Source organism: Micromonospora sp. HUAS YX12, assembly GCF_040215685.1.
In the GTDB taxonomy this organism is placed as follows: Bacteria; Actinomycetota; Actinomycetes; order Mycobacteriales; family Micromonosporaceae; genus Micromonospora; species Micromonospora tulbaghiae.
In genome coordinates this window covers 2,650,015-2,676,183 of record NZ_CP157974.1, presented here as the reverse complement: position 1 = coordinate 2,676,183, position 26,169 = coordinate 2,650,015, and the positions used below count along the sequence as shown (strand labels likewise).

The 26,169-nt window shown below is 74.2% G+C and carries 26 protein-coding genes; 11 read left to right on the top strand and 15 right to left on the bottom strand.

The window, feature by feature from the left end; all coding sequences use genetic code 11:
* The first annotated feature begins 20 nt into the window (after window positions 1-20).
* Both ABIH81_RS13065 and ABIH81_RS13060 read left to right on the top strand, forming a co-directional pair.
* The gene (locus ABIH81_RS13065) at window positions 21-971 is read left to right on the top strand and encodes a diacylglycerol kinase family protein (protein WP_349880494.1); all 951 of its coding nucleotides are present in this window, start codon (window positions 21-23) and stop codon (window positions 969-971) included.
* Between the two features lie 448 nt (window positions 972-1,419).
* Window positions 1,420-1,677, top strand: coding sequence for a WhiB family transcriptional regulator (locus tag ABIH81_RS13060; protein WP_013288358.1), 258 nt, complete (start codon window positions 1,420-1,422; stop codon window positions 1,675-1,677).
* 63 nt (window positions 1,678-1,740) lie between these two features.
* Here ABIH81_RS13060 and ABIH81_RS13055 read toward each other — a convergent pair whose 3' ends face one another.
* Genes ABIH81_RS13055 through ABIH81_RS13040 form a run of 4 tightly spaced genes read right to left on the bottom strand, consistent with a single transcriptional unit; the run spans window position 1,741 to window position 5,082 of the window.
* Window positions 1,741-2,490, bottom strand: coding sequence for a CbiX/SirB N-terminal domain-containing protein (locus ABIH81_RS13055; RefSeq protein WP_252454426.1), 750 nt, complete (start codon window positions 2,488-2,490; stop codon window positions 1,741-1,743).
* Complete coding sequence (locus tag ABIH81_RS13050) at window positions 2,472-3,221, bottom strand: phosphoadenylyl-sulfate reductase (RefSeq protein WP_349880493.1); 750 nt, start codon at window positions 3,219-3,221, stop codon at window positions 2,472-2,474. The genes ABIH81_RS13055 and ABIH81_RS13050 overlap by 19 nt, the downstream gene beginning before the upstream one ends.
* On the bottom strand, window positions 3,218-3,376 hold the full coding sequence (locus tag ABIH81_RS13045; RefSeq protein ID WP_349880492.1) for a hypothetical protein: 159 nt from the start codon (window positions 3,374-3,376) through the stop codon (window positions 3,218-3,220). The genes ABIH81_RS13050 and ABIH81_RS13045 overlap by 4 nt, the downstream gene beginning before the upstream one ends.
* Window positions 3,373-5,082 (bottom strand): nitrite/sulfite reductase, encoded by a 1,710-nt coding sequence (locus tag ABIH81_RS13040; protein WP_349880491.1) that lies wholly within the window; start codon window positions 5,080-5,082, stop codon window positions 3,373-3,375. The genes ABIH81_RS13045 and ABIH81_RS13040 overlap by 4 nt, the downstream gene beginning before the upstream one ends.
* Window positions 5,083-5,598: 516 nt before the next feature.
* Between ABIH81_RS13040 and ABIH81_RS13035 the strand changes: the two genes are divergently transcribed.
* Window positions 5,599-7,437 carry a glycosyltransferase family 39 protein gene (locus tag ABIH81_RS13035; RefSeq protein ID WP_349880490.1) on the top strand — a complete coding sequence of 613 codons (1,839 nt, stop codon included), beginning with the start codon at window positions 5,599-5,601 and terminating at the stop codon, window positions 7,435-7,437.
* Here the strand turns inward: ABIH81_RS13035 and ABIH81_RS13030 are convergent.
* Complete coding sequence (locus ABIH81_RS13030; protein ID WP_349880489.1) at window positions 7,412-9,004, bottom strand: histidine kinase N-terminal domain-containing protein; 1,593 nt, start codon at window positions 9,002-9,004, stop codon at window positions 7,412-7,414. The two genes, ABIH81_RS13035 and ABIH81_RS13030, sit on opposite strands and share 26 nt — an antisense overlap.
* 25 nt (window positions 9,005-9,029) lie before the next feature.
* Entirely contained in the window at window positions 9,030-10,058 is a 1,029-nt protein-coding gene (locus tag ABIH81_RS13025) for an SIS domain-containing protein (RefSeq protein ID WP_349881087.1), read from the bottom strand.
* A gap of 185 nt (window positions 10,059-10,243) precedes the next feature.
* Between ABIH81_RS13025 and ABIH81_RS13020 the strand changes: the two genes are divergently transcribed.
* Window positions 10,244-11,845 carry a tetratricopeptide repeat protein gene (locus ABIH81_RS13020; protein WP_349880488.1) on the top strand — a complete coding sequence of 534 codons (1,602 nt, stop codon included), beginning with the start codon at window positions 10,244-10,246 and terminating at the stop codon, window positions 11,843-11,845.
* A gap of 67 nt (window positions 11,846-11,912) precedes the next feature.
* On the opposite strand, the gene ABIH81_RS13015 is transcribed toward ABIH81_RS13020, so the two are convergent.
* A complete protein-coding gene (locus ABIH81_RS13015) occupies window positions 11,913-13,505 on the bottom strand; it encodes an MDR family MFS transporter (RefSeq protein WP_349880487.1) in 1,593 nt (530 codons plus the stop codon).
* 120 nt (window positions 13,506-13,625) lie between these two features.
* On the opposite strand from ABIH81_RS13015, the gene ABIH81_RS13010 reads away from it, so the two are divergent.
* Window positions 13,626-14,201 carry a helix-turn-helix domain-containing protein gene (locus ABIH81_RS13010; protein ID WP_349880486.1) on the top strand — a complete coding sequence of 192 codons (576 nt, stop codon included), beginning with the start codon at window positions 13,626-13,628 and terminating at the stop codon, window positions 14,199-14,201.
* A 33-nt stretch (window positions 14,202-14,234) separates the two neighbouring features.
* On the opposite strand, the gene ABIH81_RS13005 is transcribed toward ABIH81_RS13010, so the two are convergent.
* The 7 genes from ABIH81_RS13005 to ABIH81_RS12975 all read right to left on the bottom strand — a co-directional run bounded on the left by ABIH81_RS13005 (window position 14,235) and on the right by ABIH81_RS12975 (window position 18,693).
* Complete coding sequence (locus ABIH81_RS13005) at window positions 14,235-14,747, bottom strand: GNAT family N-acetyltransferase (RefSeq protein ID WP_349880485.1); 513 nt, start codon at window positions 14,745-14,747, stop codon at window positions 14,235-14,237.
* Window positions 14,744-14,959, bottom strand: a complete 216-nt coding sequence (locus ABIH81_RS13000) for a biotin/lipoyl-binding carrier protein (protein WP_043328500.1) — start codon at window positions 14,957-14,959, stop codon at window positions 14,744-14,746. Before ABIH81_RS13000 ends, ABIH81_RS13005 begins: the two co-directional genes overlap by 4 nt.
* A gap of 382 nt (window positions 14,960-15,341) precedes the next feature.
* The gene (gene rsrA / locus ABIH81_RS12995) at window positions 15,342-15,629 is read right to left on the bottom strand and encodes a mycothiol system anti-sigma-R factor (protein ID WP_013288372.1); all 288 of its coding nucleotides are present in this window, start codon (window positions 15,627-15,629) and stop codon (window positions 15,342-15,344) included.
* A 2-nt stretch (window positions 15,630-15,631) separates the two neighbouring features.
* Complete coding sequence (locus tag ABIH81_RS12990; protein ID WP_349880484.1) at window positions 15,632-16,441, bottom strand: sigma-70 family RNA polymerase sigma factor; 810 nt, start codon at window positions 16,439-16,441, stop codon at window positions 15,632-15,634.
* A 228-nt stretch (window positions 16,442-16,669) separates the two neighbouring features.
* Window positions 16,670-17,281: an alpha/beta family hydrolase gene (locus ABIH81_RS12985; protein WP_349880483.1), complete on the bottom strand. Its 612-nt coding sequence runs from the start codon at window positions 17,279-17,281 to the stop codon at window positions 16,670-16,672.
* Window positions 17,282-17,379: 98 nt separating this feature from the next.
* A complete protein-coding gene (locus ABIH81_RS12980) occupies window positions 17,380-17,772 on the bottom strand; it encodes a WhiB family transcriptional regulator (RefSeq protein ID WP_349880482.1) in 393 nt (130 codons plus the stop codon).
* 213 nt (window positions 17,773-17,985) lie between these two features.
* Entirely contained in the window at window positions 17,986-18,693 is a 708-nt protein-coding gene (locus tag ABIH81_RS12975) for an SOS response-associated peptidase (RefSeq protein WP_349880481.1), read from the bottom strand.
* Between the two features lie 102 nt (window positions 18,694-18,795).
* Here ABIH81_RS12975 and aroA point away from each other — a divergent pair, with 102 nt between their 5' ends.
* The 4 genes from aroA to ABIH81_RS12955 are packed head-to-tail and all read left to right on the top strand — an operon-like array spanning window position 18,796 to window position 23,099.
* On the top strand, window positions 18,796-20,097 hold the full coding sequence (aroA, locus tag ABIH81_RS12970) for a 3-phosphoshikimate 1-carboxyvinyltransferase (RefSeq protein WP_349880480.1): 1,302 nt from the start codon (window positions 18,796-18,798) through the stop codon (window positions 20,095-20,097).
* Window positions 20,067-21,194 carry a ribosome small subunit-dependent GTPase A gene (gene rsgA / locus ABIH81_RS12965; RefSeq protein WP_349880479.1) on the top strand — a complete coding sequence of 376 codons (1,128 nt, stop codon included), beginning with the start codon at window positions 20,067-20,069 and terminating at the stop codon, window positions 21,192-21,194. Before aroA ends, rsgA begins: the two co-directional genes overlap by 31 nt.
* 60 nt (window positions 21,195-21,254) lie before the next feature.
* On the top strand, window positions 21,255-22,073 hold the full coding sequence (hisN, locus tag ABIH81_RS12960; protein ID WP_349880477.1) for a histidinol-phosphatase: 819 nt from the start codon (window positions 21,255-21,257) through the stop codon (window positions 22,071-22,073).
* 60 nt (window positions 22,074-22,133) lie between these two features.
* Complete coding sequence (locus ABIH81_RS12955) at window positions 22,134-23,099, top strand: hypothetical protein (RefSeq protein ID WP_349881086.1); 966 nt, start codon at window positions 22,134-22,136, stop codon at window positions 23,097-23,099.
* Here the strand turns inward: ABIH81_RS12955 and ABIH81_RS12950 are convergent.
* Window positions 22,982-24,250 carry a glycosyltransferase gene (locus ABIH81_RS12950; protein WP_349880476.1) on the bottom strand — a complete coding sequence of 423 codons (1,269 nt, stop codon included), beginning with the start codon at window positions 24,248-24,250 and terminating at the stop codon, window positions 22,982-22,984. The two genes, ABIH81_RS12955 and ABIH81_RS12950, sit on opposite strands and share 118 nt — an antisense overlap.
* A gap of 190 nt (window positions 24,251-24,440) precedes the next feature.
* Between ABIH81_RS12950 and ABIH81_RS12945 the strand changes: the two genes are divergently transcribed.
* Window positions 24,441-25,439, top strand: coding sequence for an SDR family oxidoreductase (locus ABIH81_RS12945; protein ID WP_349880475.1), 999 nt, complete (start codon window positions 24,441-24,443; stop codon window positions 25,437-25,439).
* Window positions 25,440-25,495: 56 nt separating this feature from the next.
* On the top strand, window positions 25,496-26,167 hold the full coding sequence (locus ABIH81_RS12940; protein WP_349880474.1) for an ATP-binding protein: 672 nt from the start codon (window positions 25,496-25,498) through the stop codon (window positions 26,165-26,167).
* The last annotated feature ends 2 nt before the right edge of the window (window positions 26,168-26,169 follow it).

Sequence of the window (26,169 nt, the reverse complement as noted above, 5' to 3'; positions counted from 1 at the left end):
GTCGCGGTACAGTGCCGCCCATGCGGGCCGTCCTGGTGGTCAATCCGAAGGCCACCACCACCAGCGAGCGCAGCCGGGACGTGCTGGTCCGGGCGTTGCGCAGTGAAGTCGACCTGTCGGTGCGGTACACCCGCCGGCGGGGCCACGCCATGGACCTGGCCCGGGAGGCCGCCCAGGAGGGCGTCGACCTGGTCGTCACGCTCGGCGGCGACGGCACCGTCAACGAGGTGGTGAACGGCCTGATGGCGGCGGAGCCGCCGACGTTCCGTACCGGGCAGACCTCGGCCGAGCGGCTGCCCGCGCTGGCCACCGTGCCGGGCGGTTCGACCAACGTCTTCGCCCGCGCGCTCGGGCTGCCCCGGGAGTGGCCGGACGGCACCAGCATGATCCTGGAGGGGCTGCGGCTGGGCCGCTCCCGCACGATCGGGCTGGGCCGGGCCGACGACCGCTACTTCACGTTCTGCGCCGGCTTCGGGCTGGACGCGGCGGTGATCCGCCGGGTGGAACAGGCCCGCAAGAAGGGGCGCGTCTCCACCCCGGCGCTCTACTTCCGCTCCACGGCGAGTCAGTACTTCGTCGGCTCGGACCGCCGCCACCCGTCGATCACGCTGGAGCGCCCGGGTGAGGCGCCCGAGGCGGAACTGGCCACCGCGATCATCCAGAACACCGCGCCGTGGACGTACCTGGGCGACCGGGAGATCAACCCGAACCCGGAGGCGTCGTTCGACCTCGGGCTCGACGTGCTCGCGCTGCGGCGGCTGCGGGTCGCCAGCACGGCCCGTACGGCGGCGCAGTTCTTCTCCAAGCGACCGGATCCGCACGGCAAGCAGGTGCTGCGGCTGCACGACGTGGCGGAGTTCACGCTGGTCTCGGAGCGCCCGTTGCCGTTCCAGCTGGACGGGGACTACCTCGGCGAGCGGGAGAAAGTCCGATTCACATCCGTACCGGCCGCACTGAGAGTAATCTGCTAGGTCTCGGGTATCCCAGTCGGTTGACGCGGACCCCCCCGCCGCGCGGGCGCGGTGGCCGCCACGCCGAGGAAGGGTGCCGGAAATGTCAGCAACGTCACGCAGACCGTACTACATTGATTATCGACTGTGGCACGCCGGGTAACCAGGGCTCTGGCAAACCGGGACAAATGGGTGGTGAGCCCGCTCACTGTTCGGAGTTTTTCCGAGCGTCACCCTTGACATCGCTGTAGTTCGTGAAAGTATTCACAAGCGAACTCGTGTTGCCGGGACATTGCCTGGATATGCTCGTTCGGTTGAGCTGTTCCAGCAGGTCCGGGCACCCCACAGCCTGCTCACGCTGCGCCGAATTGATGGATGCTGACCGTCACCATTCGGCAATGCGGACGCAAATAGAAATAGCAACGAAGCGTTATCTGGCCACCCACTAAGAATGAGGAGTGTTGCCGCCATGGACTGGCGCCACGATTCGGTCTGCCGCGACGAGGACCCGGAGCTGTTCTTCCCGATCGGGACGTCCGGCCCGGCCCTCCTGCAGGTGGAGCAGGCGAAGGCCGTCTGCCGGCGCTGCCCCGTGACCGACCAGTGCCTGCAGTGGGCGCTGGAGTCCGGTCAGGACGCCGGCGTCTGGGGTGGGATGAGCGAAGAGGAGCGTCGCGCGGTGAAGCGCCGCGGCGGCCTCCGGGTGCTACGCGCTCACTCCGCCTGACCCGTACACGCTGACCGCCCCGGCCGGGATTCCGGCCGGGGCGTTCTGCTGTCCCGGACCGGGTCAGCCCGTCACCGCCTCCACCCGCCGCCGGACCAGGTCCGCCAGCTCCGGCAGGTCGGTCAGGGGGTCCGCCACCGCCACCGCGCCGGCCGACCGGGCCGACGCCCGCACCCCGTCGTGGAACCGGCCCGGGGCCAGGAAGTAGGCGGCCACCGCGACCCGGCGGGCGCCCGCCGCGCGCAGTCGCGTCACCGCGCCGCCGACCTCCGGGGGCGCCGCCGAGGCGTACGAGACACGGCAGGGCACGCCCAGCCCGGCGCCGAACGCCGCGGCGACCCGCCCCACCGAGGCACGCGCCGCCGGATCCCGGGTGCCGGCCGCCGCCAGCACCACCGCGTCCAGCCCGCCCGGCCCGTCACCGGTCGCCTCCGCCAGGCGGCGGCGCAGCCCGTCCAGCAGCCCGCCGTCCACCCCGCCGCCGGTCGGCCCCAGCACGTCGGTCACCCGTACCTCGATGTCCGCGCCGGCCGCCGCGACCGCCGCCGGGATGTCCACCTTCCGGTGGTACGCGGCGGTCAGCAGCAGCGGCACCAGGACCGCCCGGGAGTGACCGGCGGCGGCCAGCCCGCGCAGCACCTCGGCCGGCCCGGGATCGGTGTGGTCGAGCCAGCTCGGCAGCACCGGACGACCGGGGCACGTGTCCGCCACGGCCCGGGCCAGCGCCCGGGTCGCCTCGGCCGCACGCGGGTCACGGCTGCCGTGGGCGACCAGCACCACTGGTGGCCCGGCGCTCAGGTGTGCAGGCCGCACTCGGTCTTCTCGAACATCGCCCAGCGCCCGGACCGGGGGTCCTCCCCCGCCCGGGTCCGCCGCGTGCACGGCCAGCAACCGATCGAGCCGTAGCCGCGCGCGAACAACTCGTTCACCGGGATGTCGTACCGGGCCACGTAGGCGTCCACCTCCCGCTGCGTCCACGCCGCGATCGGGTTCACCTTGACCTTGCCGCGCCGCGCGTCGAAGCCCACCACCGGCGTGTTCGCCCGGGTCGGCGACTCGTCCCGGCGCAGCCCGGCGGCCCACGCGTCGTACCCGGACAGCGCCCGCTCCAGCGGCTCCACCTTGCGCAGCTGGCAGCAGTCGTCCGGGGACCTGTTGAACAGGCGCGGACCGTACTGGCCGTCCTGCTGGCCCACGGTCATCCGGGGCCGGATCGAGCGCACCCGCACTGGCATCCGCCGGGCCACCTCGTCGCGGACCTTCAACGTCTCCGGGAAGTGCAGCCCGGTGTCGAGGAACACCACGTCGACGCCGGGCGCGACCCGGGAGACCAGGTGCGCCAGCACGCCGTCGGCCATCGAGCTGGTCACGCAGAACCGCTCGCCGAACGTCTCCACCGCCCACCGCGCGATCTCCAGCGCGGGCGCGTCCGCGAGTTCCCGGCCGGCCTCCTCGGCCAGCGCGCGCAGCTCGTCCGGATCACGGCGGGCCGGCTCGGCCGAGCCGATCAGCCCGAGGCCGGCGGCGGAGACGAGGCCGGTCACCGGTTCACCGCCCGGCTCAGCAGGCCGGTGAACTTCACCGCGAAGACCCGCGCGCAGGCGTGGCACTCCCAGGCGCCGTGCCCGGCCTCGTGCGGTCGCAGGTCCTCTTCGCCGCAGTACGGGCAGTAGAGAGGCGCAGATCGGGCGTCGCTCATCGGAGCTCCTCCTCGTCGACTCTGATCACCCAGTTGGCGAACGTCTCACCCTCGGTCCGGTCGGCCAGGTAGCGGCGGGCGAGCCGTTCCACGTACTCCGGAAGCTCCTCGGCGGTGGTCTTCAGACCGCGCAGCTTGCGGCCGAAGCCGGCGGTCTGCCCCTGCGCCATGCCGAGGCCGCCGCCGAGGTGCACCTGGAAGCCCTCGACCTGCCGGCCGTCCGGGCCGACCACGAGCTGGCCCTTGAGCCCGATGTCCGCGACCTGGGTGCGGGCGCAGGCGTTCGGGCAGCCGTTGAGGTGGATGGAGATGTCCGCGTCGAAGTCGCGCAGCCGCTCCTCCAGGCGCGCGACCAGCTCCTCGCCGCGCCGCTTGGTCTCCACGATCGCGAGCTTGCAGAACTCGATGCCGGTGCAGGCCATCGTGCCGCGCCGCCAGGCCGACGGCCGGGCCTCCAGGCCGATCCCGCGCAGCGCCGTCACCAGCTCCTCGGTCCGCTCCGGCGCCACGTCCAGCACGAGCAGCTTCTGGTACGGGGTGAGCCGCACCCGGTCGCTGCCGTGCGCCTCGACCACGTCGGCGAGCTGCGCCAGCTGGGTGCCGGAGACCCGGCCCACCACCGGGGCCGCGCCCACGTAGTTCGCGCCGTCGCGCTGCGGGTGCACGCCGATGTGGTCGACCGGCTTCGCCGGCAGGTCCGCGGCCGGACCGTCGAGCAGCGTCCGGCCCAGGTACTCCTTCTCCAGCACCTCGCGGAAGCGCTCCACGCCCCAGTCGGCGACCAGGAACTTCAGCCGGGCCCGGTTGCGCAGCCGGCGGTAGCCGTAGTCGCGGAAGATGCCGACCACACCGGCCCACACGTCCGGTACCTCGTGCAGCGGCACCCAGACGCCGAGCCGCTTGGCGAGCATCGGGTTGGTGGAGAGACCGCCGCCGACCCACACGTCGAACCCGGGCCCGTGCTCCGGGTGCTCCACGCCGAGGAACGCGATGTCGTTCGCCTCGTACGGCGTGTCGACCAGCCAGGAGATCGAGGTCTTGAACTTGCGGGGCAGGTTGGAGTACGCCTTGTCGCCGACATACCGGCGGACGATCTCGTCGATCGCCGGGGTCGGGTCGAGCACCTCGTCCCGGGCCACCCCGGCGACCGGGCTGCCCAGCACGATCCGGGGGCAGTCGCCGCACGCCTCGGTGGTCTGGAGGCCGACCGCCTCCAGCCGGCGCCAGATCTCCGGCATGTCCTCGACCCGGATCCAGTGGTACTGGATGTTCTGCCGGTCGGTGATGTCGGCGGTGTCCCGGGCGAACTCCCGGGAGATGTCCGCGATCACGCGGAGCTGGGCCAGGTTGAGCTGGCCGCCGTCCACCCGCACCCGGAGCATGAAGAACTCGTCCTCCAGCTCGTGCGGCTCCAGCACCGCGGTACGCCCGCCGTCGATGCCGGCCCGGCGCTGGGTGTAGAGGCCCCACCAGCGGAACCGGCCGCGCAGATCCTGCGGGTCGATCGAGGCGAAACCGCGGTGGGCGTAGATGTTCTCGATCCGGTCCCGCACGTTCAGCGGGTCGTCGTCCTTCTTGATCCGCTCGTTGGGGTTGAGCGGCTCACGGTGCCCGAGCGCCCACTGCCCCTCGCCGCGTGGCCGGCGGGGCGCACGGGCGGCAGGCGCCGGGCTGTCGGGACGGGTCGGGGTGCTGCTGACCGCCATCGCGGCGTCCTCCATGGGTCTGCTGCGGTGCCTGGGGCGCGGACGCGGCGGCCGGCCCTGGAGAGGGCCGTGGACGGCGATGTCGATGACGGCCGGCGCGAGTACGCGCCCGAGACGGAAGGGTCGGGCGTCGTCAGTGGGCCGGACAGATCGCGCTGCGCACGCGGCCGTAATCGACGTGGCGACGAGCCACGAAGCGGCGGACGACAGCGGCGGTCATGTGCCTCATGCTGCCACACCCCGCCCCGCCCGACCACAGCTCCGCCCCGTGATCCCACATCACGGGCCCCACCCAAGATCGACCCCCTTCCCTCCCCGCCCCACCCCCACCGCCACCCACCCCGTCGATCATGAAGTTGGCCGGAACAAAAGGGACGGTGAGTGCCGTCAACTTCATGATCGACCGGGTCGGGGCCAGGTCGGGGGCGGGTCGGGGCGGGTCGGGGTGGGTGGGAATCGGTGGAGCGGGCGGGTGGGAGGGTCTGGGCGTGTGACGCTGCGAGGGTGAGGAGGTTCGTGCCCGCGTCTGTCCGTGCCCGTTCGGGTCCGGTGGTGTGGGTGGTTCCGGGACTGCTCACGCTCGTGGTGACGCTGGCCGGCATCGGGCACGCCCAGCCGTGGCGGGACGAGCTGGCCACCTGGAGCGCCGCCACCCGGCCGGTACCGGACCTGGCCCGGATGACCCGCACCATCGACGCCGCCACCGGACCGTACTACCTGCTCATGCACGGCTGGACCGCGGTGGCCGGCACGTCGCCGACCGCGCTGCGGCTGCCCTCGGCGCTGGCCATGGCGGTGGCTGCCGCGCTCACCGCCCGCCTCGGCGCGGCGCTGGCCGGCCGCCGCGCCGGGCTGCTGGCCGGGCTGCTGTTCGCGGTGCTGCCGGTCACCTCGCGGTACGGCCAGGAGGCCCGCCCGTACGCCCTCGCGACGCTGCTCGCCGTGCTCGCCACGCTGCTGCTGGTCGGGGCGCTGCGCCGGCCGGGACGGTGGCGCTGGGCCGGGTACGCGGTCGCGGTCGCCGCGCTCGGTCTGCTCCACCTGCTCGCGCTCACGCTGCTCGCCGCGCACGCAGTGGTGGTGCTGCTGGTCGCCGCACGTGGCCCCGCGGCGGTCGTCGATCCGCCCGGCCAGTTCCGAGCCGAGATGCCCGACGCGAGCCGGCCACGCCGCAGACACCCACGGCGTTCCACCCAGCCACGAGATCGAGCGCCGGTGGAACGCCACAGGTGTCACGGCGCCCCGCAGACACCCACGGCGTTCCACCCAGCCACGAAATCGAGCGCCGGTGGAACGCCACGGGTGTCACCGCATCCCGGGAGCAGGGAGCACGGCACGGACGCGCCGGAAGCGGAACCGCAGGAGGCGTCGGCGCCCGGCCGACGGGTGCTGGCCGGGTGGCTGCTGGCGCTGGTGCCGGTCGTCGTGCTCGTCACCCCGCTGGCGCTGGTCGCCCGGGGGCAGCGCGGTCGCCAGCTCGACTGGGTGGACCCGGCGCGGCTGCCCGACCTGGCGGCACTACCGGGCGCGCTGGCGCAGAGCGGCGTCGTCGGCGGGTTCGTGCTCGCGCTCGCGGCGCTCGGCGCGGCCCGGCTGGGTCGCCGGGCGCTGCTGCCCACCGCCGCCGTGCTGCTGCCGGTGGTGCTGGTCTTCGCCGCCGGAACGACGGTGCCGCTCTGGGTGACTCGCTACCTCGTCTTCACCGTGCCGTTCGCCTGCGTGCTGGCCGGCGCCGCGCTGGCTGCCGCGCGGGTCACTCCCGCACCGGCCCGAACGCCGCAAACAGCAACGCCCGCCGAACCCGAGCGCACGGCGACACCCGCCGCAGCCGGCCGCACTGCCGCGCCCGCGGAAGCAGAGCAAGGGCCGACGTCGCCGCGCGGACGGATCGCGGCGGGAATCGCGGTGGTGGTCCTGGCCGGGCTGCTCGGGCTGCCCGACCAGGCGGCCCTGCGCCGTACCCACGAGTGGCCGCGCAGCGCCCCGGTCGACTACGCGGGCGCCGCCCGGATCATCCGCGCCGAGCAGCGGCCCGGCGACGCGATCGTCTACTCGCCCCGGGACGGGTGGCTGTTCCCGGACCTCGGCATGGCGTACCACCTGGGGTCGAGGCTGCCGCGCGACGTGCTCGTGGTGCGCGACCAGCGTCAGGACGGGAGCCTCTGGGCCGTGGAGTGCGACGACCCGGCGCGGTGCCTGGCCGGGGTGGACCGGGTCTGGCTGGTGGTCACCGGCCGGCGCGCGGACCCCCTGGCGGCGGTGCCGGGCGCGAAGGGTGACGCGCTGCGGGCGGGCTACACGGTGCGGCGGGTGTGGCCGCGGCCGGGGATCACGGTGGCCCTGCTCGTCCGGTGAGGCGGTCGGTGGTGCCGCGGGCCAGCGGTACGACGATGGCCGCCTCGGTGCCGCCGTCGGCGCCGTTACGCAGGTCGATGGTGCCGCGCAGCTCGCCGGTGACGAGCGCCCGGACGATCTGGAGGCCGAGGTTGCCGCCGCGTTCGGCGTCGAACTGCTCGGGCAGCCCGCGGCCGTTGTCGGTGACCGAGACGTGCAGCTGCTTGCGGGCCCGGTGCGCGGTGACCACCACCTCGGGCCGGGGCGCGGTGACCTCGGCATCGGGCCGGAGCGCGTCCGCGGGCGCGGGGACAGCGGCGTCCTCGTCGGCCGGCGGGAAGCCGTGCTCCACGGCGTTGAGCAGCAGCTCGTTGAGCACCATCACCAGCGAGGTGGCGATCTCGGCGGGCAGTACGCCGAAGGTGCCGCGGCGCCGCATACCCACGCTCACCTCGGTGGCGGCGACCTCGGTGGCGGCGCTGGCGACGCGGTCCACGATGCCGTCGAACTCGACCACCTCGTCGCTGGACATGGAGAGCGTCTCGTGTACGAGCGCGATCGAGGCGACCCGGCGTACCGATTCTTCGAGCGCCACCCGCGCCTCGGGCATGGCGACCCGCCGGGCCTGGAGGCGCAGCAGCGCGGCGACGGTCTGGAGGTTGTTCTTCACCCGGTGGTGGATCTCCCGGATGGTGGCGTCCTTGGTGATCAGGGCGCGGTCGCGGCGGCGGACCTCGGTGATGTCGCGGACCAGAACCAGCGCGCCGATCGGCACTCCGGCGGGCATCAGCGGCAGCGCCCGGGTGAGCATGGTGGCGCCGCGGGCGTCGATCTCCCGGCGGGGTGGCGCCTCGCCGCGCAGCGCGGCCAGCACGGCGTTGCCCGCGTCGGTGCCCTCGAGGGGGTCGCCCGCGAGCCGGCGGTGCAGCTTGGCCAGGTCCTCACCGACGAGGTGGGAGGCGTAGCCGAGGCGGCGGTACGCGGACTGCGCGTTCGGGCTGGCGTAGGTGACCTTGCCGTTGGCGTCGAGCCGCACCAGGCCGTCGCCGACCCGGGGCGCCGAGGTGGTCTCGCCCGGGTGCCGGGGCGGCGGGAACGTGCCGTCGGCGATCATCTGGGCGAGGTCGTCGGCGGTGGTCAGGTAGTTCAGTTCGAGCTGGCTCGGGGTGCGCGCGGTGGACAGGTTGGTGTCCCGGCCCACCACGGCGATCACCTCGCCCGCCTCACCGTCGCCGGTGCGCAGCCGGACCGGGATCGCCTCGTGGCGGGCCGGGACGTCGCCGTACCAGACCGGGTCGCCCTCGCGCCAGATCCGTCCCTGCCGGTGGGCCACCTCCAGGTGGGCCACCTCGGCCCCGCCGACGATGCGCCCGACCTGGTCGTCCAGGTAGGCGGTCGGCGCGGTGGTGGGACGGACCTGGGCCACGCAGAGGAACGTGCCGTCACCGTCCACCGGCACCCAGAGCAGCAGGTCGGCGAAGGACAGGTCGGACAGCAGCTGCCAGTCGCCGGCGATCCGGTGCAGGTGGTCGATGTCGGCCGGGCGGAGCGCGGTGTGCTCCTCGGCGAGGTCACGGAGGGTGGACACGCCACACAGCGTGCCACGCCGGGCCTCACATCGTCGCCGTGACCTTCTTCAAGCCGCGCGGCGCGTCCGGATCCTCGCCCCGGGCCAGCGCCAGGGACAGCGCGAGCCGTTGCAGCGGCAGGATGTCGAGCAGCGGCGCGTACCGCTCGTCGACCTCGGGCACCACCATCCGGGTCTCGCCGACCTCGGCGGAGCCGACCACCACCACGTCCGCGCGGCGCTCGCCGAGCCGGGGCAGCACCTCGCGCATCGACGTGCCGCCGGGGCCGGAGCCGACCACGGCGAGCACCGGGACGTCCGGGTCGGTCATGGCGAGCGGGCCGTGCAGCAGGTCGGCGCCGGAGAAGGCGAGCGCCGGGAGGTACGAGGTCTCCATCAGCTTCAGCGCCGCCTCCCGGGCGGTCGGGTACGCGTACCCACGGCCGGTGGTGACGAGCTGGGCGGCGAACCGGTAGCGCGGGGCGAGCCGGGCCGGGGTGTCGTCGGCGAGGGTCTGCGCGGCCAGCTCGGGCAGGCGGCCCAGGGCGGCGCGCTCCTCGGCGGGCAGCACGCCGTCGCCGGCGCGTACGCCCTCGATCAGCATGAGCAGCGCGAGCAGCTCGGCGGTGTAGGTCTTGGTGGCGGCGACGGCGCGCTCGTGGCCGGCGGCGATGTCGACGCTCAGCTCGGCGGTCTCCACCAGCGGCGAGCCGGGGTTGTTGGTGACGGCGAGGGTGAGCGCGCCGGAGGCACGGGCCACGCGCAGCACCTCGGCGAGGTCGGGCGAGCCGCCGCTCTGGCTGACGCCGACGACGAGCGCGTCGGAGAGGTCGGGCCGGGCGCCGAAGACGGTGATCGCGCTGGGTGAGGCGAGCCCGGCGGGCAGGCCGAGGCGGATCTCGGTCAGGTAGGCCGCGTAGAGCGCGGCGTGGTCGGAGGTGCCCCGGGCGGTGAAGACCACGTGCCGGGGGCGCCGTTGCGCGACGACGGCCGCCACCTCGGCGACGGCCGCCGCGTGCTCGGTGGAGAGCAGACGCTCGTAGCCGGCCGGCTGCTCGTCGATGTCGGCGGCCATACCGGCCCCTGGACGCGTCACTCCAGAACCTCCTTCTGCGCGTTTCCCGCGCGTTCGATGCTCAGTCTTGCACGTTTCAGCGGTCTCAATCAACGCAACGAACAGGAGTGCGCAGTGGATCACTAATCGACGGAAGATCCCCTAGGCTTGCCCGGCTGACCGACCGACCCCGGCGAGAGGACGACGTGCCCGAGGACGACGCCGCGCTCTCCGCGGAGGAGGAACTCGCGCTGGCCCGGCTGGCGCTGGGCGAGGGCGACCTACGGCACGCCGCCGACCACGTCGCCGCCGCGCTGGTCCGCTCCCCCACGCTGCCCGAGGCGCACGAGACGCTCGCCCGGCTGAACGCGGCGAGCGGCGGGGATCTGGACCTCTTTCCGCTCGGCCAGCAGGCGTTCGTCGGCGCCGTGGTGGCCCGCGCGCACCTGCTCGCCGCCGCCGGCCGCCACGCCGAAGGGCTCGACCTGCTGGCCGCCGCCACCGGCTACGCGCCCGCCGCGCCCTGGGCCGCCGTACCCTGGGTTACCGCCGCCGACCTGCCGGAACGCCTCGATCCCGAGCGCACCGCCCGGATCCTCATGCAGGTCTGCGCGGCGGCGCCGGACCCCGCGCCGCGCCGGCTGCGCGAGCCGCTCGCGCCGTACCTCACGCTGGCCCGCAACGCGATCACCGTCCATCCGGCCCACCCGCTGCTGCTGGGCGCGGCGTCCGCGCTGGCCCGGCGCCTCGGCGAGGTCACCCTCGCCGTCACCTGGGCCACCCGGGGGGTACGCGCACAGCCCACCAAACTCGGCGAGGTGTGGCTCGGGTACGCGTACCGCAGCGCCGGCCGGACCGCCGAGGCGCTCGCCGCACTGGAACGCGCTGTCGCGCTCGACCCCGACGACCTCGCGGTCTACGCGGACATCGCCGGCACCCTGGCCGACCACGGCCGGCTCGACGCGGCGCTGGGCTGGGCCGACCGGGCGCTGGCGAAGGATCCGGCGTTCGACTGCGCCGTGCACACCGCGCACCGGCTGCGCTACCTGCGCGACGGGAACGTGGACCACCTGGTGGCGCTCGCCGACTTCGTCCGCGACCACCCGGACGACACGCACGAGCACGGTGACCTCGCCGAGTGCTGCCGGGGGCGCCCCTGGCTCGGGCAGGTGACCCCGGCGGGCGACGACGCCCCGGCCCCGGACGGTCCCGCCCCCTCGGCCGAGGCGGTACGGCGGCTCCAGCAGCTCGCGCACCCGGCCTGGGCGCACCCGCCGGCCGCGTACGACGCCGCGGTCGGGCTGGCCACACTGGACCTCGCCGACCTGCTCGCCCTGCTGGCACACCCGCCGGAGGCGCCCACGACCGCGCTGGGCCGGGTGCTCGGCGGGCAGGATCCGGCCCTGTGGACGCGCTGCGCGCAGGTCTGGGCCTGCCTCGGTCTGCTGCACCACCGCACCGACGAGCCGTGGGAGCAGTCCACCCGGCGGCGGGTGCTGGGGGAACTGGCCGCCGCCGATCTCGGCCCGGCCGCCGAGGCGGCACTGTTCGCACTGGTCACCGCCGCCTGGGTGCACCCGGACACCCGCGCCGACGTGGCCGCGCTGGTGGCCGGGCGGATCGCCGAGGTGGCGACCGGGCCGATCCGGCGTGACCCGGTCGCGGTGTCGCTGGCGTACCTGGCGCGGGCCACCCCGGCGCTCGACGCGGCGACACGCGCCACCGCCGGCCGGCTGATCGCGGGCGCCGAGGGCGGCCCGCTGCGGCGTCTCTGGCGACGCCTCACCGCTCTGTTCCGCCGCGGCTGACCGTGTAGCGGCAGACGCGGCGCGGCCCCGCGTACCCCCTCAGGGATGGCGGGGCCGCGACGGTGCGTCAGGCGACGGGGGCCTTGCCGAGCGCGGCCTCGGCCTGGTCCTCCGGTGTGGCGCCGGCCGGCGGTACGTCGTTGGTCGCGCGCAGCGGCACCTCCTTGATGAACCAGGCGAGCACCGGTACGGCCACTGTGAAGAGGACGGCCCAGAAGAAGACGTGCGAGATGGCGCCGGAGAGGCCGCCGAGCACCGCCTCGCGCATCGGGCCGGTGAGCTTCTTGAGGGCCTCCAGGTTCATCGCGCCGCCCTCGCCGCCGCCCGAGCCCGCGAACGCGGGACCGGCCGCCGAGTCGGCGAGACGGTTGGCGAATATCGCGCCGAAGAGGGAGACGCCGAACGAGCCGCCGATGGACCGGAAGAAGGTGGCCGCGCCGCTGGCCGCGCCGAGGTCCTTCTGTTCCACGCTGTTCTGCGCGATCAGCATCGAGGTCTGCATGAGGAAGCCCATGCCGACGCCGAGCACGATCATGTAGAGCGAGGACTGCGTCTTGCTGGTGTCCACGTCCAGCAGGCTGAGCAGGCCCATCCCGGCGGCCATCACCACGCCGCCGACGATCGGGAAGACGCGGTAGCGGCCGGTCCTGGTGATGGTCCGGCCGACCACGAGCGACACCACGAGCATGCCGAACATCAGCGGGAGCAGCAGCAGGCCGCTGTTGGTGGCCGACGCGCCCTGGACGGTCTGCTGGTAGAGCGGCAGGAAGTTCATCGCGCCGAACATGGCGAAGCCGAGCAGGAACCCGATCACCGAGATCAGCGCGAAGTTGCGGTTGGTGAACAGGCTCAGCGGCAGGATCGGCTCCGGCGCGCGGCGCTCGACCAGCGCGAACACGCCGAGCGCGAGCACCGCCAGCACGGCGAGGCCGAGGATCTGCGGCGAGACCCAGTCGTACTCGTTGCCGCCCCACGTGGTCACCAGCACGATCGCGGTGATGCCGACGGACAGCAGCGCAGCGCCCAGCCAGTCGATCTTGTGCTCGGTGCGGTACTTCGGCAGGTGCATGGTGGTGGCGAGGATCAGCAGCGCCGCGCCGCCCAGCGGCAGGTTGACGTAGAACGCCCAGCGCCAGGAGAGGTGGTCGGTGATGAAGCCGCCGACGAGCGGGCCGGCGACCATGGCGATGGCCATGATGCCGGCGATCATGCCCTGGTAGCGGCCCCGCTCGCGCGGCGGGACCAGGTCACCGATGATCGCCATGACGCCGACCATCAGGCCACCCGCGCCGAGGCCCTGAACGGCGCGGAACGCGATCAGCTCGGTCATGCCGGTGTCGGCGCCGCCGAAGACGCCGGAGCCGGACATGCCGCAGAGCGCGGAGCCGACCAGGAACACGACCACGGCGGTGAGGAAGACCGTCTTGCGGCCGTAGAGGTCGCCGAGCTTGCCCCAGATCGGCGTGGAGACGGTCGTGCCCAGCACGTACGCGGTGACCACCCAGGTGAAGTGGTCGGCGCCGCCGAACTCGAAGACGATCCGCGGCAGCGCGGTGCTGACGATCATGTTGTCGAGCATCGCGAGCATCATCGCGATCATCAGACCGAACAGGACGACCCGGACATTGGGTCTCGCGGTCACCTGGGCTGGTTGACTCATCGGTAGGCTCCCCCGGAGATCGGATGATCGACTTACTTGCCGCCCGGCTAGTTTACTTACTAGCCGGACGGTAAGCTGATGGGCGGGTGCACGTCAAGCGGATTGAAGGGATGTCGGCCGGTGAGGCAGACCACAGGTGGCACGCGGGAGCGGATCCAGGCCGTCGCCTTGGAACTCTTCACCGAGCAGGGCTACGAGAAGACGTCGCTGCGGGAGATCGCCGAGCGGCTGGGCGTGACCAAGGCGGCGCTCTACTACCACTTCAAGAGCAAGGACGAGATCGTCACCAGCCTCGTGGACGACCGCTTGCGCCGGATGGACGAGCTGATCGCCTGGGCCGCCGACCAGCCGCCCACGCTGGCGACCCGGCGCGCCCTGATCGGCCGGTACGCCGACAGCATGTTCGCCGGCGACCTGCCCCAGGTGATGCGCTTCTTCGAGCAGAACCAGACAGTGCTCAAGAGCCTGGTCGCCGGTCAGCAGATGCGGGACCGGATGATGCGGCTGGCCCACGAGCTGTGCCGGGGCGACGACTCACCCGCCGCCCAGCTCCGCGCCGCGCTCACACTGTTCGCGGTGCACAGCAGCTGGTTCGCGGTGCGCGCGCCGGGCATCACCGACGACGAGCGCAAGCGGATCGCGCTCCAGGTGGCCGACGAGCTGCTCGCCAAGATCGGCGAGACCGGCCAGGGCTGAGCCGCGGTCAGGTTCAGCCTGCCGGGGTGAGGCTCAGCCTGCCGCGGTCAGGTTCAGCCGCAGGGCGCGCAGGTCGATCCCGGGCAGCGGGGTCCAGTCCTTCTCCGGGTACCTGACGAAACCGAGCCGCTCGTAGAGGCGCTGTGCGCTCGCCGCCATCCCGGCGCGTACGCAGATCACCACAGCCGTGCAGCCCAGCTCCGTCGCGCGCGCCACGCACGCGGCCGCGAGCGCGGCGCCCGCGCCCCGGCCCTGGGCGGCCGGATCCACCGCGAGCATCCGGAACTCGGCCTCGCCCGGGCCGGCGAGTTCGGCGTACGGGGTGCCGGGCAGCACGAACGTCACCGCGCCGAGCACCTGGCCGGTGGCGTCGTCGACGGCCACCAGCACCTCGCCGGTCTCGGCGCGCGTGGCCACGTCGGCGAGCACCGGCGCGTACCCGCTCTCGTCCTTGAGCTGGCCGTCCGCCTCGTACGCGGCGACGGTCAGCCGGGCCACGGCCGGGAAGTCCGCCGGCTCGGCGCGGCGCACCCGCAGGCCGGTCAACCGATCTCCGCGATCAGGTCGCCGTCCTGCACCACGTCACCCTCGTTGACCGCCAGCCTCTGCACCACGCCGTCGGACTCGGCGACCACCGGGATCTCCATCTTCATCGACTCCAGGATGACGAGGGTGTCGCCCTCGGACACCGTGTCGCCGGCCGACACGACGACCTTCCAGACGTTCGCCACCATCTCGGCGCGGATCTCCTCGGCCATCTCCGGCCCTCCCTCTCCCCGACAATCCTGCGAACGGTATCCAATCATGACGCCGGTCACGCCGGGCCGCGCACCACCGCCGCGCGATCCGCCCCGCCGCGCCCGGGCGGGCGGTGACGGCACTAGCATCGTGCGGGTCGGCCACCGGCGAGCCCGGAGGGCCACACCGCGACCTCCGCCGCGCCCAGCCGCGGACGGAACCGTGACCAGCACAAGGAGGCAGAGCATGGCGAAGAAGGCCCGCAAGAAGAAGGCCCGTAAGAAGAGCAGCGCCAACCACGGCAAGCGCCCCAACTCCTGATCATCCGATCAGCGCGGCGCAGGCGCCGGACAGCGCAACGGCCCGGGTCCGTCATCGGACCCGGGCCGTTGCGTTCGCTTGTCAGTCGGCCAGTTCGCGGGACTCGGTGCTCTCGAAGACCACCAGCTCGGTCAGCCGCAGGCGCAGCCGCTCCCGCAGCTTCTCCGGGGCCGCCTCGTTGCCGCAGCACCGGGCCACGAGCGCCTTGACCTCCTGCTCGATGCCGTACTCGCGCAGGCACGGCCCGCACTCGTCCAGGTGGTGCCGGATCAGCACCCGGCGCTCCTCCGCGCACTCCAGGTCGAGGTAGAGGTAGACCTCGGCGAGCACCTCGCGGCAGTCCGTCTCGTGCGGTTGTCCACAGCTCACGGTCACACCTCCCGGCCGGCGGCGGCGGTCGAACCCTTCTTCGACGAGGCGGCGCTGAAGCCCCGCTCCGCCGCGTACTGCTCCAGCAGCTTCCGCAGATTACGTCGGCCACGGTGCAGACGGGACATCACGGTGCCGATCGGCGTACCCATGATGTCGGCGACCTCCTTGTAGGAGAAGCCCTCGACGTCGGTCAGGTAGACGGCCAGGCGGAACTCCTCCGGCAACTGCTGGAGGGCCTCCTTGACGTCGCTGTCCGGCAGCCGGTCGAGCGCCTCCGTCTCGGCCGAGCGCAGGCCGCTGGACGTGTGCGACTCCGCCTCGGCGAGCTGCCAGTCGGTGATCTCCTCGGTCGGCGCCTGGATGGGCTGGCGCTGCCGCTTGCGGTAGGTGTTGATGTAGGTGTTGGTCAGGATCCGGTAGAGCCAGGCCTTCAGGTTCGTGCCCTGCTCGAACTGGTGGAAGGCGGCGTACGCCTTCAGGTACGTCTCCTGAACCAGATCCTCCGCGTCCGCCGGATTGCGGGTCATCCGCAGTCCGGCAGCGTAGAGCTGATCGACGAAGGGCATCGCGTCCCGCTCGAAGCGGGCCCTGCGCTCGTCCGTCTTCTCGGTGGTCAACCGCACATCCCCTCGCGTCGGATGCTTTCCCGCCGAGGATACGCGCACCCACCTACCGGCAGATTCACTTCCGGAGTGTGTGCCGGTGCTCACGACCGACGCCGCCGGGGGCCACTCCGGCGCGTCGAGCAGCCGCCGGAGCTGACGCTCGTCCCGTTCGTCCCGTTCCCGGCTCCGTGTCTCGATCGGCACCGGTCACCCCCCTCGCGCTGGCTCTGTCGTCGTCCAAGGGGCGTAACGCGAGGTGTGGGGTGCGGCATTCCTCCGGCCCCACCCGATCCTGGTCCCGGCCTCGGCCGCGACCGACGCTGGGACCAGGAAGGGCCTGGGAGGGTGGCCCCGGCGCGCCCGAACCGGGCGGCCGGCACCAACCGGTGCAACGACCCGCCTCGGCGGACGGTCACGGCGCGCGTCGTCCGGTCAGGACGACCACCCGTGTACGCGCAGCCAGTCCCGCACCACGGCGGCCGTGCCGGCCGGATCGCCGCGCAGGTCGTGGCGCTCCCCCGGCCGGACCACCACCTCGATGCCGGGGCCGGGCTCGGGCACGCCGAACGGATCCCGGTCGCCGTTGACGACGAGCGTGGGCAGCCCGGTGAGCAGCTCCCCGGCCCGGGAGCGCTCCGGTCGTCCCGGCGGGTGCAGCGGGAACGCCAGCGCCACCACTCCGGCCGCCCCGACGGCGGTGGCGGTACGGCAGGCCACCCGCGCGCCGCTGGATCGGCCCCCGACCACCCAGTGGCGCACCCGCGGTGCGCGCCGGCGCAGTTCGGCCAGCACCGCCGTCCACGCCTCGTCGAGGTGCCCGGCGGGAGCGGGCGCGCGTCGCCCGGCGACCCGGTACGGCTGGGTCACCAGGGCCACCCCGGCCCCGGCGGCGAGCACCGCGTCCCGCACGGCGGCCAGGTCGGGCGCGTCCACGTCACCGCCGGCGCCGTGGCCGAGGACCAGCACCGTCGCGCCGCCGGCGGGTGGGTCGAACCGGAGCCGGGCGGCCCCCCGTGGTGTGTCGATGTCGTCGTCGTGCCGCACCGGCTCATTCTGCGCGGGCCGGCCGGCGCGCCGGTGCCCGGGCGCGGAAACGGACGTCGCCCGCGGCCTGCCGGAGCGGGCCACGGGCGACCCCAGGATCAGCTCAGCGGGACCAGCGTGAGCAGGCGGTCGCGCACCGGCGGGCCGGCGTCGTCGAGCGCGTCCGGATCCAGCTGCACCTCGCTGCGCCAGGCCACCAGCATGGCGCGCCGCTCACGCGGCGTGGTGCCGCCCCAGACGCCGTGGCAGTCGCCCACCTCCAGCGCCCAGGCCAGGCAGGAGCCCTGGACGTCGCAGGTGCGGCAGAGCGCCACCGCCGCGTCGGCCGGTTCGTTCGGTGCCGGAAAGAACGTCTCCGGATCGACGTTCTGACAGGTGCCCCTGGTGCGCCACGCGTCGTCCTGGCGTCGTTCGCTCAGCGCCCGCAGCAGTCGCGGATCGCGCCGCGCGGCGGCTACCTCGTGCGGACGGGGCATACGTGCCCGTGTCAATACACCCACCTCCCCCGTGGGAACCGGCGTAGATCTCTGCAAGATCGATGGGTGTCATCCGCCCCGTGCGAACAGACGCCCATCACCGGCGCTGTGTTCTATCGCATTCGCATACGTAAGGACAAGGGTCTTCAATGAAACTGACTGAACGTCCCGGCGACTTTTCCGACCCAACCCCGGCAAACGGGTACATGCAAATGTGGCGGAGCGTGATCAGAACAGCGTCGCTCCGGCGGCCGTCCCGGCACCCGCCGGAGCCACCGCGGCGATCAGCTCCGGGCCGTCGTTGCGGACGTCGCCCACGGCCCGGGAGACGGGCCGGATCTCCAGCCCGGCGAGCAGGCCGGCGTCCGGCGGCGTGAGCAGCTCCGCCGGCTCCTCGGCCGGGCCGAGCCAGCCCGCCCAGCGCTCCGGCGACAGCAGCAGCGGCATCCGGTCGTGCACCTCGGCCAGCTCGCCGACCGCAGCGGTGGTGAGCACGCTGAACGTGAGCCGGGCCGCACCGGCCGACTCCCACACCGACCAGATGCCGGCGAAGGCCAGGACCGAACCGTCCCGCGGGGTCATGAAGTAGGGCTGGCGCCCGCCGTCGGCGAGACGGACCCACTCGTACCACCCGTCGGCGGGGACCAGGCAGCGGCGGCGGGCGAAGGACGGCGCGTACGCCCGGCTGGTGGCGACCGTCTCGGCCCGCGCGTTGATCATGCGGGCGGCCCCGGCGGCGCTGCGCGACCACTGCGGGAGCAGGCCCCAGCGGCCGAGGGAGAGCAGCCGGTGCCCCTCCGGGGCGAGCCGGACCAGCGGCACCGGGTCGGTCGGCGCGACGTTGTAGTCCGCCGCCACCCCGCCGGTCTCGTCGGCCGAGGAGAACAGCGCGCTCAGGTCGGCGGCGCTCCGGGTCGTGGCGTACCTCCCGCACATGGCGCCCACGCTAGCCGCATCCGGGCGTTCCGGCTGTCCCGCCCAACGGGAGCAGCGGCGACGGACGGTTCCACCGGCCCGTGAGCTTGGCAGAATGTGACCGTGAGCAATCCGACCGCGACGCGTCCGCCGCAGCCGTGGACCGCGCCGACCGCGAGCGACCCGGTCGCCGCGACGCTGCGCCTGCCCGGTTCCAAGTCCATGACCGCCCGGGCCCTGGTGCTCGGCGCGCTCGCCGGCGGGCCGTCGACACTCGCCCGGCCGCTGCGCGCCCGGGACACCGAACTGATGGCCGGTGGCCTGCGCGCCCTGGGTGCCCACATGTCCGTCTCGGACGACGACCGCTGGCTGGTCCGCCCCCATCCGCTGGCCGGCCCGGCGCACGTCGACGTCGGCCTGGCCGGCACCGTGATGCGCTTCCTGCCCCCGGTGGCCGGGCTGGCCGCCGGGCGGGTCACGTTCGACGGCGACCCGCACGCCCGGACCCGCCCGCTCGGGCCGCTGATCGGCGCGCTGCGCACGCTCGGCGTCCGCATCGACGCGCCCCCGGCCGGCAGCCTGCCGCTCGTCGTGCTCGGCGCGGGCCGGGTGACCGGCGGTGACGTGGTGATCGACGCCTCCGCCTCCAGCCAGCTCGTCTCCGGGCTGCTGCTCGCCGCGCCGCGCTTCGACCGGGGCGTCGTGGTCCGGCACGAGGGGCCGCCGGTGCCGTCCGCGCCGCACCTGCGGATGACCGTGCAGATGCTGCGCGCCGCCGGCGCCGCCGTCGACGACACCACGCCCGACGTCTGGACGGTCGAGCCGGGCCCGCTGTCCGGGCGCGGGTGGGAGATCGAGCCGGACCTGTCCGGCGCCGCGCCGTTCTTCGCCGCCGCCCTGGTCACCGGCGGCGAGGTGACGCTGCAGGGCTGGCCGCGCAGCAGCCTCCAGCCGGTCGAGCGGCTCCGGGAGCTGCTGCACCGGATGGGCGGCGAGGTGAGCCTCGGCACCGGCGGCCTGACCGTGCGGGGCACCGGCACCGTGCGCGGGCTCGACGCCGACCTCTCCGACGTCGGCGAGCTGACCCCGGTGCTGACCGCGCTCACGCTGCTCGCCGACGGGCCGTCCCGGCTCACCGGCATCGGCCACATCCGCGGCCACGAGACCGACCGGGTCACCGCGCTGGCGAAGGAGTTCACCGCGCTCGGCGCGGACATCACCGAGACCCGTGACGGGCTGGACATCCGGCCCCGCCCGCTGCGCGGCGGTACGTTCCGCACGTACGCCGACCACCGGATGGCGCACGCGGCGGCGGTGGCCGGGCTGGCCGTCCCCGGCATCGAGGTCGACGACGTGGCGTGCACCTCCAAGACCATGCCGGAGTTCCCGGCACTATGGTCGGGGATGGTGACCGGCAAGAACTGAGAGCGGGGGACGTCCTGGCGACGAAGCGGCGTGAGTACGACGAGGACGACGTCCGGGTCCGGCCGGGCCGGTCGTCGCGCCCGCGAACGCGCACCCGGCCCCGCCACGCCGACGCCGTCGAGGGCTTCGTCATCGCCGTCGACCGGGGTCGCTACACCTGCGTGCTGTCCGGGGCCGGGCCGGACGCGCCGCTCGTGACCGCCATGCGCGCCCGCGAGCTGGGACGCAAGTCGGTGGTGGTGGGCGACCGGGTGGGGCTGGTCGGGGACACCTCCGGTGCGCCGGGCGCGCTGGCCCGGATCGTGCGCATCGCCGAGCGGACCTCGGTGCTGCGGCGTACCGCCGACGACGACGAGACCACCGCCGAGGGGCGGCTGGAACGGGTCGTGGTGGCCAACGCCGACCAGTTGGTGATCGTCAGCGCGCTCGCCGACCCGCCGCCGCGTACCGGGTTCATCGACCGCTGCCTGGTGGCCGCGTACGACGCCGGCATCGAGCCGCTGCTCTGCCTCACCAAGGCGGACCTGGCCGGCCCGGAGGCGGTGCTCGGCTACTACACCGAGCTGGAGCTGCCGTACGTGCTGATCCGCCCGGACTCCGACCTGGCCGCGCTGCGGGCGCTGCTCGCCGGCCGCGTCTCGGTGATGGTGGGTCACTCCGGGGTGGGCAAGTCGACGCTGGTCAACCGCCTCGTCCCGGAGGCCGAACGGGCGGTGGGCACGGTCAGCGCGATCGGCCGGGGCCGGCACACCTCGACCAGCGCGGTGGCGCTGCGCCTGCCCGCCGGGCCCGGCGCCGGCGGCGACACCGGCTGGATCGTCGACACCCCCGGGGTACGCAGCTTCGGGCTGGCCCACGTGTCCGCCGAGAGCCTGCTGCACGGCTTCCCCGACCTGGTCGAGGCGACGGTGGACTGCCCGGCCAACTGCCCGCACACCGCCGACGAGCCGGACTGCGCGCTCGACGCCTGGGTGGCCGCCGGGAAGGCGGACCCCCGCCGGCTCGCCTCGTACCGCCGGTTGCTGGCCTCGCGCAGCGGCGAGGGCGACCCGCGCGAGCCGGAGCGCAACCCCGGCGACCCGCTCGCCGGTTCCTGACCGGCGGACCGGCGGCGACCCGCCGTCGCCGGCCGGGCCGCCGCCACTAGCGTGTCCGTCATGACCGGGTACGCCGACGACCTCGCCCTCGCCCACCTGCTCGCCGACGCCGCGGACGCCGTCTCCTCGGCCCGGTTCCGCGCGCTGGACCTGCGCGTCGAGTCGAAGCCGGACCTGACCCCGGTCTCCGACGCGGACACCGCGGTGGAGCGGGAGATCCGCGCGCTGCTGGCCGCCCACCGTCCCGGTGACGGCCTGCTCGGCGAGGAGTACGGCGAGCAGCCGCCGGCCGGTCCGGACGGGCGGCGCTGGGTGATCGACCCGATCGACGGCACGAAGAACTTCGTCCGGGGCGTACCGGTCTGGGCCACGCTCGTCGCGCTGCTGGAGCACGACCGGCCGGTGCTCGGCCTGGTCTCCGCCCCGGCGCTGGGCCGCCGCTGGTGGGGCGCGCTCGGCGCGGGCGCGTTCGCCGGCACCGGCCCGGCGGACGGCACGCCGATCCGGGTGTCCGGCGTGACGGCGCTCGGCGACGCGAGCTTCTGCTACTCGTCGCTGACCGGGTGGGAGCAGGCCGGCCGGCTGGACGCGGTGCTCCAGCTCATGCGGGACACCTGGCGCAGCCGCGCGTACGGCGACTTCTACGGCTACATGCTGCTGGCCGAGGGGGCACTGGACGTGATGGTGGAGCCGGAGCTGTCGCTGTGGGACATCGCCGCGCTGGTCCCGATCGTCACCGAGGCGGGCGGCCGGATCACCGACCTGGCCGGGCGGCCCGCCCCGGCCGGCGCCGACACCGGTGACATCAGCGCCGTGGCCAGCAACGGGGCGCTGCACGACGACATCCTGGCCCGGCTCGGCCGTCCAGCCGAGCGCTGACCCGGGGGAAGCCTCTATCCTCGCCAGGTGGTTTCCTCCGGTTGGTGCTTCCTGGCAGCGATGATCATCGCGTACGGCTTCGCCAACCTCCTCCAGTCGGTCGCGGCCGCGCGGACCACGGTGCACCACACGTTCGATCCCGGGCTGCTGCTGCGCCTCGCCGGGCACCGGACGTACCTGATCGGCCTGACCTGCCAGGTCGTCGGCTTCGTGCTGGCCTTCCTGGCCCGCCGTGACCTGCCGTTGTTCCTGGTCCAGGCCAGCGTGGCGGCCGGGCTCGGGGTGACCGCCGTCCTCGGCGTGCTGGTGCTCAAGTGGCGGCTGCCCGCCGCCGAGGTGGCCCTGCTGGTGCTGCTGTTCGCCGGCATCACCGCGCTCGTGCTCTCCGCCCAGCCGGCGCCGTCGCGGCAGCTCGGCACCGCCGGCCTGGTCGGCCTGGCGGTGGCGGTGGTCGCGATCGCCGGCTCCGGCTTCTTCGCCGCCCGGCTGCACGGCGCGCTCGGGTCGGTGGTGCTCGGCTCACTGGCCGGGATGGCGTTCTCCGCCGCGGCGGTGGCGGCCCGGCCGCTCGCCTCGGCCGGATCGGTGGAGGCGTTCGTCCGCGACCCGCTGTTCTACCTGCTGATCGTCCACTCGGTGATCGGCCAGCTGCTGCTCGGGCTGGCCATGCAGCGCGGGTCGACCACGGCGGCGGTGGCAGCGATGGACGCCGCCGGCGCGGTACCGGCGGCGATCGTCGGCCTGCTGCTGCTCAACGACAAGATCTGGCCCGGCCGGGAGTGGCTGGCCGGGCTCGGCTTCCTGGTGACGCTCGCGGCGGTGGTCGGCCTGACCCGGTACGCCGAACCGCAGCACCACCACGCCGGCGCCCGCCAGAAGGCGATCGTGGGCGCCGGGATGGTGCCGGTTCAGGCCGCCTCGACCGGCCCGCGTTCGGAGACGACCACCTCGACCGGTGGCGTCACCTCGACCGGCGTCGGCTCGATCGGGGTGGCCGGGCGGCGGCGCCCGATCACCCGCTCGTAGAGGCGCTCCAGCGCGGCGGCGGTACGTTCCCAGGTGTAGCTGCACCGGACCCGGTCCACAGCGGCGTGGCCGTACGCGAACCGTCCGGCGTTGTCCGACAGCAGCCGGCGCAGCGTGACCCCGAGCGTGCGCACGTCACCCGGCGGCACGAGCTTGCCGGTCACCTCGTCCACCACCGCGTCCGCGACGCCGCCCAGGGCGTAGCCGACCACCGGAACGCCGCAGGCCATCGCCTCCAGCGACACCCGTCCGGCTGACGCGTAGTGCGGCGTGCAGGCCACCACGTCGGCGGAGCGGTACCAGGTGGCCATCTGGTCGTGCGGCACCGCGCCGACCAGCTTCACCTGCTCCGCCACGCCCGCGCGTTCGGCCAGCTCGCGCAGCCGGCGCGCCTCCGCGTGCCCGGCCAGCCGCTCGGCCGGCGGGCCGCCGGCGATCACCAGCTCCGCGTCGCCGACCAGCCGCATCGCCCGGATCAGGTCGTCCTGGCCGTGGCCGGGCGCGAGCCCGCCGACGGAGAGGATCCGGGGCCGCTGGTCCCGGGGCGCCGCCTCGCCGTCCGGGTGGAACCGGCCGGTGTCCACCCCGGTCGGCACCATCGCCACCGAGGTGCGTTGCAGGCCCATCCGGGTCAGCTCGTCGACCTCGTCGTTGGACTGGGCCACCGCCACGTCCACCGCCCGGGTCAGCGCCCGTTCCAGCGGGATGCGCTCCCCCGGCCCGCCGTACTCACGGCCGAGGTGACGCAACTGCTCCACCCCGAGCGAGTGGAACGTCTGCACCACCGGGATGTCGGTGGCGCGTACCGCGTGGGCGGCGGCCAGGCCGCCGACCCAGTAGTGCCCGTGCACCACGTCGGGGGTCCAGTCACCGGCCCACTGCCCGGCCAGCCAGCGGCCGTACTCGGCGACGAAGGGGACCAGCTCGGCGGTGGAGAGCATGTCGGGCGGGCCGACCGGGACACGTTCCACCCGGTAGCCGTCGAGTTCGGTCAGGGCGGGCTGGGCGGATGCGGCACGGCGCTCGTAGACGCGGACGTCATGGCCCCGGGCGGCGAGTTCCGCCGCCACGCGCGCAATGTGCTCCTGCGTCCCGACGATGGGACCGTCGGTGGACGAGCCGGCGTGCGCGCATACAAGGCCGACGCGCATGGTGCACCTCCATGCGTTCTCGCGAGCGGGTCTCCGGTCAGAGCGTCCCATTAACCCAGGTCCGGTGCGCCCAAACCTGACAGATCGGGGTCACCCGCCCACGGCGTCCCGGGGACGGGACAGCCGACCGAACCCGATCACCGTCGAAAACGGTCGGCATGACCGCCCGGACCGGGGGTACCGACGGGGAATGCCGCTGACCCGCAGCCTCTCCGACGCCACAGTCGTCATCACCGGCGCCTCCAGCGGGATCGGCGCGGCCACCGCGTACGCGCTGGCCCGCCGGGGCGCCGACGTGGTACTGGCCGCCCGGACCGAGCCCGCGCTGCGCCGGGTCGCGGCGTACTGCCGGGAACTGGGCGGGCAGGCGCTGGTGGTACCCACCGACGTGACCGACCCGGAGGCGGTGGAGCGGCTGGCGGGACGGGCGGTGGCCGAGTTCGGCCGGATCGACGCCTGGATCAACAACGCGGCGGTGGGCACCGTCGGGCTGTTCGACGAGATCCCGGTGGCCGAGTTCCGCCGGGTGGTGGAGGTGAACCTGCTCGGCGCCGTGTACGGGACGCGGGCCGCGCTGCCCTGGCTGGGCGCGGCCGGCGGCGGGGTGCTGGTCAACAACGCCTCGGTGCTGGCCGAGGTGGCGATGCCGTACCAGTCGGCGTACAACGCGACCAAGCACGCGATCCGCGGGCTGGCCGACACGGTCCGGCAGGAGCTGCGGGTGACCGGCCGGGGGAACATCTCGATCTGCACCGTGCTGCCCGCCACCATCGACACGCCGTTCTTCCGGCACGCGGCCAACCACTCCGGCCGGGAGCTGACCCCGCCGCCGCCGGTGTACCCGCCGGAGATGGTCGCCGAGACGATCGTCCGGCTGCTGCGCCGGCCCCGGCGCGAGGCGTACGCGGGCGGCGCGGCCCGGCTGATCGGGCTCCAGTGGCGGCTCGCCCCGGCGCTGGCCGAGCGGGTGCTGGGCTGGTACACGGCGCACACCCAGTTCGGCCCCGGCATACGCGCCGACTCCACCGGCGCCGTGTTCACGCCGGACTCGGCGGCGGAGCGGACCGACGGGTGGTCCGGCCGGCGCGGTCAGGTGCTGCGGCTGACGGCGGCGGTCGGGCTGGCCGCCGGCACCGCTGTCGGCACGGTGGCGGCGATCAGCCGCCGGTCCCGGGCCGGTCGGCCGTGAGTCCCGTCGACCGGACCGATGCGCGGGCGCGGACCGACGTGCACAATGGGGCGATCATGCCGACGGATGCGCGTTGCCTGGTGGAGGCCGACGATTTCTCCCCGACGGTCCGGCTGACCGGGGTGCTCGACCGCTCCGAGGTGGAGGCCGTACGGGACGCCCTGCTCGCCCGGCTGTGGCAGCGCCCCGGGTTGCTGCTGGTGGACCTGTCCGGGGTACGGATCCCCGATCGGCTGGCACGTGACGCGCTGGACGAGGTCTGCCGGGCGGTCGCCGACTGGCCCGCCACCGAACTGCTGCTCGATCCGGGCGAGCCGCCACCGGCCGCGCCGCCCGAGCCGATCGACGCCGAGCTGACCCCGGTGGTCGAGGCGGCCCGCGAGGCACGTGTGCTGGTCACCGGCGGGTGCGTCAGGTGGGGACTGCCGGAGCTGATCGAGCCCGCCTGCATCGCGGTCACCGAGATGGTCAACAACGTGGTCGCGCACGCCGTCACGCCGATGACGCTCCGGCTGGCCCCGCGCGGCGGCGCGCTGCACGTGGCCGTCCGGGACCGTTCGACCGGGCGGCCCGCGTACGGCGGTCCGGCGCCGGTGGACTCGGTGGGCGGGCGGGGGCTGCTGCTCATCGACACGGTGGCCCGGCGCTGGGGCAGCACGGCGCTGCCCGACGGCAAGGTGGTGTGGTGCGTGCTGCACGCCGAGGACGAGATGGCGTTGCACAACTGAGG